General features: G+C 35.4%; 12 protein-coding genes. All 12 read right to left on the bottom strand.

Going from position 1 to position 12862, the window contains the following annotated elements:
* Positions 1-11: 11 nt before the first annotated feature.
* On the bottom strand, positions 12-1109 hold the full coding sequence (locus KGI01_RS02910; protein ID WP_141273116.1) for an HD-GYP domain-containing protein: 1098 nt from the start codon (positions 1107-1109) through the stop codon (positions 12-14).
* A gap of 86 nt (positions 1110-1195) precedes the next feature.
* Entirely contained in the window at positions 1196-2563 is a 1368-nt protein-coding gene (locus KGI01_RS02915) for a bifunctional metallophosphatase/5'-nucleotidase (RefSeq protein ID WP_141273118.1), read from the bottom strand.
* 43 nt (positions 2564-2606) lie between these two features.
* Positions 2607-3428, bottom strand: coding sequence for a sulfite exporter TauE/SafE family protein (locus tag KGI01_RS02920; protein ID WP_141273120.1), 822 nt, complete (start codon positions 3426-3428; stop codon positions 2607-2609).
* Positions 3425-4285: a DUF72 domain-containing protein gene (locus KGI01_RS02925; RefSeq protein WP_141273122.1), complete on the bottom strand. Its 861-nt coding sequence runs from the start codon at positions 4283-4285 to the stop codon at positions 3425-3427. Before KGI01_RS02925 ends, KGI01_RS02920 begins: the two co-directional genes overlap by 4 nt.
* A gap of 62 nt (positions 4286-4347) precedes the next feature.
* A complete protein-coding gene (locus KGI01_RS02930; RefSeq protein ID WP_141273124.1) occupies positions 4348-4740 on the bottom strand; it encodes a VOC family protein in 393 nt (130 codons plus the stop codon).
* A gap of 135 nt (positions 4741-4875) precedes the next feature.
* Complete coding sequence (locus tag KGI01_RS02935) at positions 4876-5652, bottom strand: ABC transporter ATP-binding protein (RefSeq protein WP_141273126.1); 777 nt, start codon at positions 5650-5652, stop codon at positions 4876-4878.
* Positions 5642-6607, bottom strand: a complete 966-nt coding sequence (locus KGI01_RS02940) for a FecCD family ABC transporter permease (RefSeq protein ID WP_141273129.1) — start codon at positions 6605-6607, stop codon at positions 5642-5644. The genes KGI01_RS02935 and KGI01_RS02940 overlap by 11 nt, the downstream gene beginning before the upstream one ends.
* The gene (isdE, locus tag KGI01_RS02945) at positions 6604-7476 is read right to left on the bottom strand and encodes a heme ABC transporter substrate-binding protein IsdE (RefSeq protein ID WP_141273131.1); all 873 of its coding nucleotides are present in this window, start codon (positions 7474-7476) and stop codon (positions 6604-6606) included. The genes KGI01_RS02940 and isdE overlap by 4 nt, the downstream gene beginning before the upstream one ends.
* Positions 7477-7542: 66 nt before the next feature.
* On the bottom strand, positions 7543-9837 hold the full coding sequence (locus KGI01_RS02950; protein ID WP_141273133.1) for an NEAT domain-containing protein: 2295 nt from the start codon (positions 9835-9837) through the stop codon (positions 7543-7545).
* Positions 9834-10382: an NEAT domain-containing protein gene (locus tag KGI01_RS02955; RefSeq protein ID WP_170214707.1), complete on the bottom strand. Its 549-nt coding sequence runs from the start codon at positions 10380-10382 to the stop codon at positions 9834-9836. Before KGI01_RS02955 ends, KGI01_RS02950 begins: the two co-directional genes overlap by 4 nt.
* 34 nt (positions 10383-10416) lie before the next feature.
* A complete protein-coding gene (locus tag KGI01_RS02960) occupies positions 10417-10758 on the bottom strand; it encodes an antibiotic biosynthesis monooxygenase (protein ID WP_141273137.1) in 342 nt (113 codons plus the stop codon).
* Positions 10759-11458: 700 nt separating this feature from the next.
* A complete protein-coding gene (gene sufB / locus KGI01_RS02965; protein ID WP_141273140.1) occupies positions 11459-12856 on the bottom strand; it encodes a Fe-S cluster assembly protein SufB in 1398 nt (465 codons plus the stop codon).
* Between the last annotated feature and the right edge of the window lie 6 nt (positions 12857-12862).

A 12862-nucleotide genomic window follows, 5' to 3' on the forward strand; every position in this document is an offset into this window, starting at 1 on the left:
CCTCTTTTCTATTATTCACTTAAAACATAATCTAATTCGACTTTTACAATCTCAACATCATCTTCTAATTGATATTCATATGTAGCTTTTAATAATTGATTATCTTCTTCAAAAATACGTAGACCTGGTTTATTCGGTTGTGCATGATTTTGTTTATACACGATTCCTCGACGACCGTCTGATAACAAAACAACCGAACCATTTGTATAAATCGCAATGACTTTTTCAAAAGCACGAACAACACGCTCATCATACAATGTACCCATGCCTTCTTTAATAATTTCCATACCTTGTGAAGGGAGCATCTTATTACGATAGACACGATTCGACGTCACTGCATCGAATACGTCTGCAACCGCTATGATTTTGGCATAGGGATGAATTTCAAAATCGACCAATCCACGTGGATAACCACTACCATCTAAACGCTCATGGTGTTGGAATGCACAGTGTGCTGAAAGTAATGAAATCGTATGTAGATTACGTAATAAATCAAAACCATAACGTGCATGCAACTTCATTGTATCGAACTCTTCTGACGTTAAGCGACCTGGCTTGTTTAAAATCTCAAATGGAATGAGCATTTTTCCAACATCATGGAGCATCGCGCCAATACCGATTTGACGAATTTCTTCTGCATTATATCCTAATTCGCGTGCAATAGAGATAGAATAAATGGTCACCTGTAACGAATGTTGATAAATATATTCATCATAAATGAATGCATCGCTTAATACTGTTACAATCTCTTTACTCTCGAAAATATAGTCCATTAAATCATTAATAATCGACACAAATTGCTTCGAATTTTCATCTAGACAATACGTGATGTTTTTTTCTCTTGTTGCACGTTTAATGCTATTAAAAGAGTCTTGTATTTGTTGAATAGCTTTATGTCTTACTTGTAATGGTATAGTTTCTTGGACATCAATGTCTTTTGAAATAATATCTTCAATATACACATAGTGAATATTAAGCTGTACTAAGCGCCCAATAATATGATCCGTAATCTGTACACCATCTTGCAAAAGTGGTCTTCCGGAATCATTCCAAATTGTGCGTCCAATGACCATACCTGGCTTAAGCAATTTCGTTGAAATTAGCCTCATTCTTAATCCCCATTTGCTGTTTAGTCTCTTATTTGATTTGATTTTATTATATAACATATATGACAAATATAAGAATGGAAATTAGCCTATTTTCCAAAATATTTGTAACCATATATCGCTAAAATATCGCGTAAAAAATGTGGGAGTAAATATGTTTTTTTCATATCCTTTAATTCTGGGAAAAACCAACCAAATGTAAACATATCGAGTGTCACTACTTGAATACGCGCATCATCTTGCTTTTTTATACCATGTACATAAAGTTCATCCTTTTTTAGCTCACAGTGATACTTTAACATCTTACCTAAAATGCGCCCCCTGAAGCCCAATCCTTTTAACTCCATTCGAGACCATTCTGCATTTTGCTCATTTATTTTTTGTAAACACGCCTTCAATTGTGCGCCCGTCATCTCAATCTTACAAGCATTAATAGGATGGGGTAGCATTCGATGTAAATCATATGCAGTAACAGGACCTCTTTTAAGCGGTGTTAAAAAAATTCCTGCATTAAAAAATACACAGTCTGCCTTTGCATAATCCATCAATGCCTCTGCAAAGAACCGTGCTAAATGACTATCATGTTGCCATTCTAAATTATAATAGCGAGAAGCATGAAATACTTCTACACTTAATTGTTCTTTTCCCCAATTATGAAGCGCTTCGAATTCACGTGTCTCTCCCTCAACATGTGGTAATTGACTTGTCTCGATTAACTCTGTTTCAATTTTTTCGATTTTATGGTTTTCTGTACTATATTTAATAACAGAATAACCAATATACTGTCCAAATTTCCCACCTCCTGTTAACAAAGCTTGTTCTACTTTCTTGCCATGTTTTAATACATGATGGGTATGTGAACCAATAATTAAATCAATATTTGGAATCTTACCAGCTAATATTTCATCAGAATTTAGACCTAAATGAGATAGACATATTACAATATCGGTCCTTTCACTGATTTCTTTAGCAGTTTTTTGCAAATTTTTTATAGGATTTGTGACTTTCCAACCTAATGGACCATAATAATCATAAAAAGGAGCTGTTGCACCAATTACCCCAATTTTTATCTTGTCGTGCGTTGTATAGATTTTATAAGGGGATGCCCATACAGGCTGGGTATCATCTTGTTCTTTTAAATTCGATAAAATCACATCAAATTCTGTCTGTTCGTAAAGCGCTGCTAAAGCCTCTTTGGATAAGGTAATGCCTTCGTTATTACCAATTGTCACAGCATCATAGCCAGCTTCATCTAACAAGTGAACATTCTCTCGTCCAAGCGTTGCTTCTGTATAAAGGTCCGCTCGATCAATAAAATCTCCTAAATCAAAAATAAAACAAGCTTCTCCTTGTTGTTCGTGTATTCGACGCTGTGTTTGTAAATATTCGCGCGTCCTTGCCCATGTTTTCAGATGACTATGAATATCATTCGTATGATAAATATGAATCGTTGTCATCTCATTCACTTCCTTATCTTCGTATTCGTGAAAAGCTTACTCTTTATATTAATCCTACTACAATTGAACGAATTCCGAGAATCAGAAGCATCATTCTTAAAATAAAAATTACTGTATCTGATCCTAATCTTTTATTCCAAGCTGCACCAACTTTTGCACCAATATAAGCTCCTGGTATGACAGCTAATACTAAATGCCATGGAACATGCCCAAAGTAAATATGTGAAGCTGAATTAACAAGTGATGTTAAGAATACTAAAAACATCGATGTGGCAACTGCAATATGTGGTGGGAATAAAAAAAGAATGACAAGCATTGGCACAATCATCGATCCCCCGCCAATCCCAAACATACCTGACATCATACCAATTACAAATGTCAACGCGAATGCAAACCAAATTGGATAGCCGTATGTATAACTTTTACCATCTAAATCTATTTTTGTTATTTGCATACCATGATTTTTAAACCATTCAATCGGTTTAAGTCGATTTTTAAAAATTAAAATGAGCGATAGTACAATCAATAATAGACCAAAGTAAAGGTTAAATGATGGTAAATCTAATTGTTGACTGATCCATGCACCTACGAATGTACCTGGAATACTTCCCGCGAATAAAATGAACCCGGATCTATAATCTACCGTACCTGACTTTATATACGATAAAGTTGAAGATAGGCCGATAAAAATCATCATAATGACGGATAAGCCAACAATTTTTTGTGGTGTGAGCTCTGGAATCATTCCTTGTGAAATACCAAAGTATAGCAATGCAGGTACAAGAATAACGCCCCCACCCAATCCAACTAATGCACCAATAATCCCTGAACAAAGTGAAAAAAATAAAATAATTGCGTATGTCATGTGTCATCTCCTCCAAATAAATCGAGCTGTTTTGGCGCAAGTCCATCGTAAGAAAGGCCTAGCATATGAACGAGTGTTTTCGCATTTGGAAAAGCATCATAATCTGAATTATTATTAAAAACGACATACACATCTTGCACTTGTCTTTGAAGTGTCTCAATGGCAGTTTTTAATTCCTGTAATTCTTTTTCATTATAATGATATAAAAAACGTACTTTTCGCCACTGTTCATTGTTCCCTGGATTACGCCATCCGTGTGCGTTTCGTCCATGAATTCTCACGAGTGCCTTATTTGATGTTGCCTGTGCAACAAGTGGAACACTGCCTTCTCCAACTTGCGGTTCATCACATACTGTATGAATTAGTTGTAATGATTTGAGTAATTGAAAAGTTCCTTCACGATACGGTTTGTCGTACCATGTACGATTTCGAAATTCAATCGCAATTGGAAAATCGGCTAACTGTTGTTTCACGTATCGTATATATTGTACATTTTTAAACTGGCAATCAAACCATGGTGGGAACTGTACAAGGACAGCTGCTAAACGTCCTGCCCGCTGAAAAATTCCGGCTGCCTCTCGGAAAGCTTGGAACATCTCACCCTTTGTTTCATATGGTAAATTCTCACGTAGATGCCCTGTCATTCCTTGATACGCTTTTAATATGAAGCGAAAGGTGGTTGGCGTATCATCCAGCCATTTTTGAATTGATTTTTCATTTGGAATCGCATAAAACGATGTATCCACTTCAACAATCGGGAAATGTCCACTATAATCGTATAGTTTATCTGTTGCTTTCGTTGTTTTACTATATGCTGCTGGGTGATCTCCCCATCCTGTTAATCCAACATAAATCATCACTTCACATCCTTTCTTACTATGATAAAGGTATTTGCATTAAAAAAACAGCCACTATGCTTCTAGTGGACTGCTTGATTTTCTTTAGATAAGGTTGTCTTAAAAGCAATTACGTAGCCATCTAAATCCCGAATTGCAAACTCTTTGAAACGTATACCCTCTTCATATGTATCACGTGGATTGAATGCAAAAAGAGCACCGTTATTTCGATATGTTAAATACATTGAATAAAGTTCCTCGACTGTATCTACACATACGTATAATTCTGGTTGTAACTTCTTTGGGTGTATTTCAGTGACATCCGTTGCTTGTTTTAAATGGATTATAAATTTTTTCTTTTCATCCACAAACTTCGAACCTTCTCCTTGAATCCCTAAAATCGTTGAGTAGTAATCGACGGAAAGTTCTAAATCCGATACAAGAATTTCTTTTTCAGAATTCTGCATAGGCGACATCTAAGAATCTTCATCCTTTCATAATGAAAATATTGTGCGTGCATCACAATGAATGACTCATATGTTCTTTCTATCTGAGGGACCATCATTCTATAAGAAAGACGCATAATTAGTAGTACCCCTCCCAATTTCATTTTAAACCTTCTTTTTTAAATGAATGAAATGTTTTTCACAATTGCTATCTTGAATACTCTTTACATGTATTCGAAATATGCGCTGAATCAAAGTTTCTGTCAAAATTTCTTCTGTGTTTCCTTTTGCAACAACTTCCCCCCCCTGCATAACGATAACTTCATCACTAAATTGCAGCGCTTGATTTAAGTCATGTAGTACCATGACAATCGTACGATTTTCCATTCGATTCATTTTTTCAATTACATGTAAAATTTCAAATTGATGATGCATGTCTAAGTAGGTTGTCGGTTCATCTAAAAGAATATATTCACTTTGCTGTGCGAGTGCAAGTGCAATCCACACACGCTGTCTTTGCCCTCCTGAAAGTTGATGCACAAACTGATGTTGTTGGTCTATTAAGTCCGTTACGCGTAAAGCATCATCTACAATTCGATCATCCTCTGTCGTAAATCGCATCATTCCTTTACGATGTGGATATCTCCCCATCTCCACTAATTTACGGACTGTATAATTCATCGGTACATCATTTTGCTGATGAACAACAGCGAGCTTTTTCGCTCGTTCTTTTGCTGTATAAGTATAAAGCGACTGCTCATCTAATAAAAGTGCGCCACTTGTCGGTTTTAAAAGTCCTGCTAATAAATGTAACAATGTCGATTTCCCACTACCATTCGGTCCGATAATCGCTGTCACCTTTCCTTTCGGAATCATTAGCTGGTCAATCGCTAAAAAAGGAATTTTTTGATTATATGAAAAAGTAAGTTGTTTAATGTCCATAAATTGCACCAAACTTTCGAATTAATAAGATTAAGAACGGACCACCGATTAACGCCATAATAACCGAAGCTGTGATCTCATATGGCGGAATAATCGTTCTACCGATCGTGTCGGCTACAAGTAAAAGTGCTGCGCCAAAGAGTGCTGAAAATGGCAATAAAAAACGATAATCTGAACCTACTAATAAGCGAGATATGTGCGGTACTAATAAACCGATAAAAGCAATTGAACCAACAATGGCTGTTGCGACACTCGCTAAATAAATTGATATAAATAGAACCACCCATCTAACACGCATCAGTGGGAAGCCGATACTTCGAATCGTTTTCTCGCTCAACCCAAGTACATTACACCAACCCCCTACAAAAAGTGCTATGATAATTCCAACACCACTAAATAGCATTAATCCATTCGCATCATCCCACGTTTTCATACTTAGTCCTGTACTTTCCGTAAAATGAATCGCAGTCACGCCTGATACTTTAATAATGGCTGTAAATATCGCATTTAATGCAATCCCAACTAACAATACATAAATCGGTGACATCTGATATTTTTTCGTCACAATATATAGGATGAGGAAGGCGATAATTCCACCTGCAAAAGCAAAAATTGGTGCATAAAAGAATAGATGCGGCAGAAAATTAATAACGACAATATTTCCAAGCATCGCAGCCGTCGTAATACCGATAATTCCCGGATCTGCGAGTGGATTTTTAATTGCCGCTTGTAAGAGTGCCCCCGCTAGCCCCAGTGCAGCACCTGCGAATAATGCAATCAGTACACGTGGTAAGCGTAAATCAAATATGACACCGATTTGTCCGTCACGTTGGCCAAATATCCCCTTGACGAAGTCACTAATTGTCATGGGAATACTGCCTAACGTAAGCGACAGATACAAAATAACAATGAGTACGATTAACATTCCGCTATACATCCAAATGATTTTCTTCATGATTTTTTCTCCTCATACAATAGTTCATACAATGTTTGAAGGGCTTCATCTGCATTAACATTCGCTGTAATCCCAAAAAGATTTTCATCTAAGTCATAGACGCGCCCTTCTTGTGTTGCTTTAAAATTACGCCATACGGTATTTGTTTTGAATTCTTCATCAAACATCGTTTTGACTTGTTTTGAAAAGCCATGTGAAGCACGTAAAATAACATCTGGCTGCATTTTATATAACGTCTCTGTATTTGATGCAATAAACTCCTCATCTGATTTTGTCGCTTGAATGACATTTTCGCCCCCTGCCAATTCAACTAAATTACCTAAAAATGATTTTTCTGTTGAAATGAGATAACTTCCTGGTACACCTAATAAAATTAATACTTTCGGCTTTTTCTTCTGTTTGATTTTCTTTTGAATGGTAGCGATTTGTTTGTCATACACTGCATTCAACTGCTCCGCTTCTTTTTTACGATGAAACTGTTCACCTAGCTCTGTAATCGCTTTTTGCATGCCCTGAATGGAATTATAATTATAGTAAGTAGCGGATACACCACTACCCTTTAACGCTTTTTCCATCTCTGGTTTAATACTTGTAACACTTAAAAGATGTGTTGGCTGTAGACTACGCACTATTTCTAAATTGGGCTGCTTCGCTTGCCCAATCGCCTGAACTTTCGCATATTTTTTTGGCAATACCTTTTCTGTATTCGGTACACCCACTAAATCTAAATTAAGCTTAGCAGCTGTTTCTGTTAGAGCAACCGTTGTTGCAATAATCCGTTCTCCTTCTTTTTTCGTTGGTTGTTCTTGTTTTCCACATCCTACTAAAAATAATAGACAGATTGTGACGCATAGGACGACTTTTTTCATGTTAGAACCTCCTTTATAAAAAGAGAAAACCGCAACAAATATGCGGCTTCCTCCTCAATTTTCTACCTATTTAAATACAATCTTTGTTGTGTAATGATGATCATATTTCATAGAAGGGATTTTTACATGTACTTTTACATACGCTCCCTTTTTTATATTACTTACTGGGAATTGGACTGTACGTGTATTTTTACCTTTTGCGACCACTTTGGCAGAAACATATTTACTTCCTTGTTTCACTTTAAAGCTTTTCCACCAACTTGCATTTTTTAAAGTCATTTTAACGTATGTCTTACTGCCAACTTTTTGGATAGTAGCAGGTTTTTGAACATATTGATCCATGACAGAGCGTTTACTTGTTTTATTTTTATAGACTGTAAATGATTTTTTCGTTGTTTTTGCTTTATTTGAAACTTGAACTACTTTTTTCGTAGGAATGACTTTTCCAATTTGAATATAGTTTGTATAAGTTCCTTCATATTTTGGTTTTGTTGCTTGAATATGAACTGTTGATTTGACAAGCTTTTTAGGTGATACAATAGGAAATTGAACCGTACGTGTATTTTTAGTTTTGTTCGTTGAGACTGTTTTTACAGATGTCATCTTTCCATTCACTTCTGTTTTAAACGACTTCCACCAGTTTGCATTTTTAACAGTCATTTTTGCATAATATTTACCGTCACTCATCTTCGTAATCGTCATCGGTTTTGTGACGTAAGCATCTGTTGCAGACGTACTTTTCTTATTCGACTTCAAAATTTTATAATTGTAGTTTGCGGTAGATACAATTGTTGCTGGCTTCACGTATTTTGATGTGACATCTAGATACGTCGTATAAGTACCTGCTAATTTTTTAGAAGCTGTCTGTAATGTGAAATGTAGCTTTGTTGTAGCTGTTGGTGACTTCACTTGGAAACGAACAGTACGTGTTTTCTTTTTCGAATTTGTAGCGATTGTTTTTACAGCTACTTTTTTACCGTTCACTTCTGCTTTGACAGATTTCCACATCGCTGCATTTTTTAAAGTCACTGTCGCATAATATTTACCTGCTTGTGTTTTTTCAACTTTCACTGGTTTCGTCATATATGCATTTGCTTTGGATGTTGCTTTTTTTGTCTTATTTTTTAACACATAATTGTATTTAGTTGTGCTGATGACTTTATTTGGATCAACGACAACTGGTGGTTTAACTGTTGGGTCGATTATGCGATTAAAATCAAAATATGTCGTGTAAGTTCCTTCGTAATTACCCATTTGAATATGCGTTTTTGCTTTTATTAATTGATTAGTTGAAGGTACTTCAAAACGTACAACTTTTGTATCCGCTGCTTTGTCTTCTTTTACAGTTGTAACATCTACAAGTTGACCAGCTACTTCTGTTTGGAATTCTTTCCAAATTGATGCTGATTTCAATGTCACTTCTGCATATTGTTTTCCATCTTTTTCGACAAGTCGAGCTGGAGTACCCATATAATTTGCCATTGTCGATGCTTTTTCTTTCGCTTCATCCCATACTTGGAAAGCTTGATCTTTTACAAACTGGAATTGCCCATTTTCAATGACATGATTAAAATCAAAATACGTTGTGTAGGTTGCGTCGTAATTACCTGCTTGGATATGCGATTCTGTTTTTACAACTTCATCTAACGAAGGAATCTCGATTCGTACTACGCGTGTATTCGCTGCTACATTCTCTCCCACAACAGTCGCTTCTGTTAATACATCGCCTACAAGTGATTTTAACCCTTTCCAATACTGTGCTGATTTCAAGGTAATATAAGCATAGGTTTTATCACCTACTTGAACAATTTGAGCTGGTGTTTCTACTGAACGTGTCACACCTGAAGAAATCGCATCTTTTTGCTCATTCCATACTTGGAAAGAACGTAAAGATGTTGCATCTTGTTGGAATTGTAGATACGTGGTATGTTGCATCTTCGTAGGACCTGCTTGAATCTCAATATCAGCTCGAATCGCCTGAGATGTAGAAGGTACTTCGAATTTTACAAGTCGTGTATTTTCTACTTCATTCGTTGAGATGGTTTCAACTTCTTTCATCTCACCATGGACATCTGTTTTAAATGAGTTCCAAATAGAAGCACTTTTAATCGTGACATATGCATAGGTTTTACCATTCTCCACTTGTAATTTTGAAACTAAATCCATGCTACGTCCCATACTTGAAGTTTCTTGTAAATCTGCATGTTTATATACTTGGAATGGCATGTACTGAACTTGCATTTGCGGCTCTACAACACTACTTTCTGCCGCTTTTACAGGTGTCGTATTCACTGAAAACATCGATGTAGTTAACAGTGTTGCAGCTGCTAATGACAGAATTGAATATTTCATCGGTTTCATTCTTTTCTCCCCCTTATTTGTTTTCCTACTATCGCAACAATCAAGAAGAACACCATCGCACTAATGACATAAACCCACCAACCCATTGGCTGTTCTTTCGTCTGTTTCTTCTCGATTATTTTAATTTCTTTTACATGATTGGATTGTTTGGCTAACTTATTTTCATCCAATACAAAATCAATTTCATAGCGGTTGTCATATAAAAAATCTTCACCATCCACTTTTTCATTGATATAAACAGCGAGTGTTCCTTTATGTTTTCCACTCATTTGTTTCAATGGAAATTGAATTGTTCGCATATCTTTTTCTTTATTTGTTTTTACAAGTGTTTCTTTGTTTCCATCAAACGTGACTTCTTTCGTCCAATGACTTTTTAAAATAGTAATTTCAAGGTACATCTTTTGGTTTGATACAATGAGGATTGCGGGTTTTTGAAAGTAATCATTCGCAATAGATGTGCTCGATTCTCCACTTTTTTTTACTTCATACGGTATTTTATATGTTCCATTCTCGAGCGTCTGCGCCTTTGCACCCACAGGTAACATAAACAAACTACTCAATAAAAAAATAAAGATATATTTAGCCCACATAACCAACAGCTTCTGATGTATCGCTTTCTACAACCACTTCATAATGATCAATCGAGTTCCCTGTAACCATCTTTTGACCATCTGGTGTCATAGCTGGTTTTCGATGTGCTAAGTGAAATTCTCGTGATGAAAACCAATTTTCAAATGCTTTTTTATCTTCCCAAACTGTATGTACAAGTACCTCTTCATATCCTTTCATATTTAGCTTTTTCATAACTTTTAATTCTTTAAAACCTGGCATCTCTTCAATTCCTTGACGTACTTTAAAACGCTCTAAAATTGCATCTCCATAACCTTCTAAAACTTGAATCGTATTTGTAACCATATACATGATGTGTTTCCTCCTTTATAATTCCATTTCATTCTATCGATAATGATTATCATTGTCAATTTCAATTCCTGTTAAAAAAATGAAAAAAATACGCAAATTTCTATGTTATAAATAGAAATTTACGTATTCATTTCGTTGAATTCATATTTTATACATTCTTTTTATATAGATAATGTAGTTTTGCCCGACTTTAAATTTAAGCAATATACCATTTGTCTATAAAAAAATATTTTTAAAATGTCTTTTTATTCATTTTAAGGAACCTTATCTAGCAGAAAGTTCGTCTTTCAACTATAATGTAATATATCCATTTTAAGGATATTTAATAGTGAAGCGAAAGCAGAATGCGAGATGGAATGAATGACAAAAGCAAATTTTATCCAATATCTTTTAGCAAAAAAAGAAATCGAATTTTCATATGGGTGAAAAATTTTCTTTATTGCTTGGGATGAACAAAAAGGATTTATTTTATTAGATGTTTTATATGACGATACTTGTGTCGAGCTAACAGACTTTATTCAAAGTATTAAAGAATTTTTACAACAAGCACAAATTGATGGAAAAACACTCGAATATTTATTAGAATATGAGTTAGAACAAATAAAAATAATGGGTGTTTACTAAAAACTATTATAAATAACAAGAAATTAAGTTATAAAAAAAGCCTCCCAAACCAGGAGGCTTTTTAGTATTCAATGGATTAACCGATTGAACCTTCCATTTCAAATTTGATTAGGCGGTTCATTTCTACTGCGTATTCCATTGGAAGTTCTTTTGTGAATGGCTCAATGAAGCCCATTACGATCATTTCTGTTGCTTCTTGCTCAGAAATACCGCGGCTCATAAGATAGAATAATTGTTCTTCAGATACTTTTGAAACTTTCGCTTCGTGCTCTAAAGAGATTTGATCATTCATTACTTCGTTGTATGGAATTGTATCAGAAGTTGATTCGTTATCCATGATTAATGTATCACATTCGATATTTGCACGTGCATTTGTTGCTTTTTTACCGAATTTTACTTGTCCACGGTATGTTACGTTACCACCGTGTTTTGAGATTGATTTTGATACGATTGTTGAAGAAGTGTTTGGTGCTAAGTGAATCATTTTCGCACCTGTGTCTTGGTTTTGACCACGACCTGCAATCGCGATTGATAATGTCATACCACGAGCGCCTTCTCCTTTAAGGATACAAGCTGGGTATTTCATTGTTAATTTAGAACCGATGTTACCATCAACCCATTCCATTGTACCGTGCTCTTCTACAACTGTACGTTTTGTTACTAAGTTGTACACGTTGTTTGCCCAGTTTTGGATTGTTGTATAACGGCAGTAAGCATTCTTTTTAACAATAATTTCTACTACAGCTGAGTGTAGAGAACTTGTTGTATAAACTGGTGCTGTACAACCTTCTACATAGTGTACAGAAGCGTCGTCATCAACGATGATTAATGTACGCTCGAATTGTCCCATATTCTCAGAGTTGATACGGAAGTAAGCTTGTAATGGTGTATCTAATTTTACGCCTTTTGGTACGTAAATGAATGAACCACCAGACCATACAGCCGAGTTAAGTGCTGAGAATTTGTTATCTGCTGGAGGAATGACTTTACCGAAGTATTCTCTGAAGATATCTTCGTTCTCTTTAAGAGCTGAGTCTGTATCTTTAAAGATTACACCCATCTCTTCTAGTTCTTCCTTCATGTTGTGATAGACAACTTCTGATTCGTACTGTGCAGAAACACCTGCAAGGTATTTTTGTTCTGCTTCTGGAATACCTAATTTATCAAATGTTGCTTTGATTTCTTCAGGTACTTCATCCCAAGATTTTTGCGTTGCTTCAGATGGTTTTACGTAGTATGTGATTTCATCGAAATCTAAACCAGATAAGTCGCCACCCCATTGAGGCATTGGTTTTGAATAAAAAATTTCTAAAGATTTTAGACGGAAATCTAACATCCATTCTGGTTCTTTTTTCATCTGAGAAATTTCTTTAACAATCGCTGGAGTTAGTCCACGTTCTGTACGGAAAATCGATACATCTTTATCATGGAATCCAAACTCGTAATCACCGATTTCTGGCATGTTTTTAGCCATCATTTC

This window comes from Kurthia gibsonii (genome assembly GCF_006539985.1).
GTDB lineage: Bacteria > Bacillota > Bacilli > Bacillales_A > Planococcaceae > Kurthia > Kurthia gibsonii.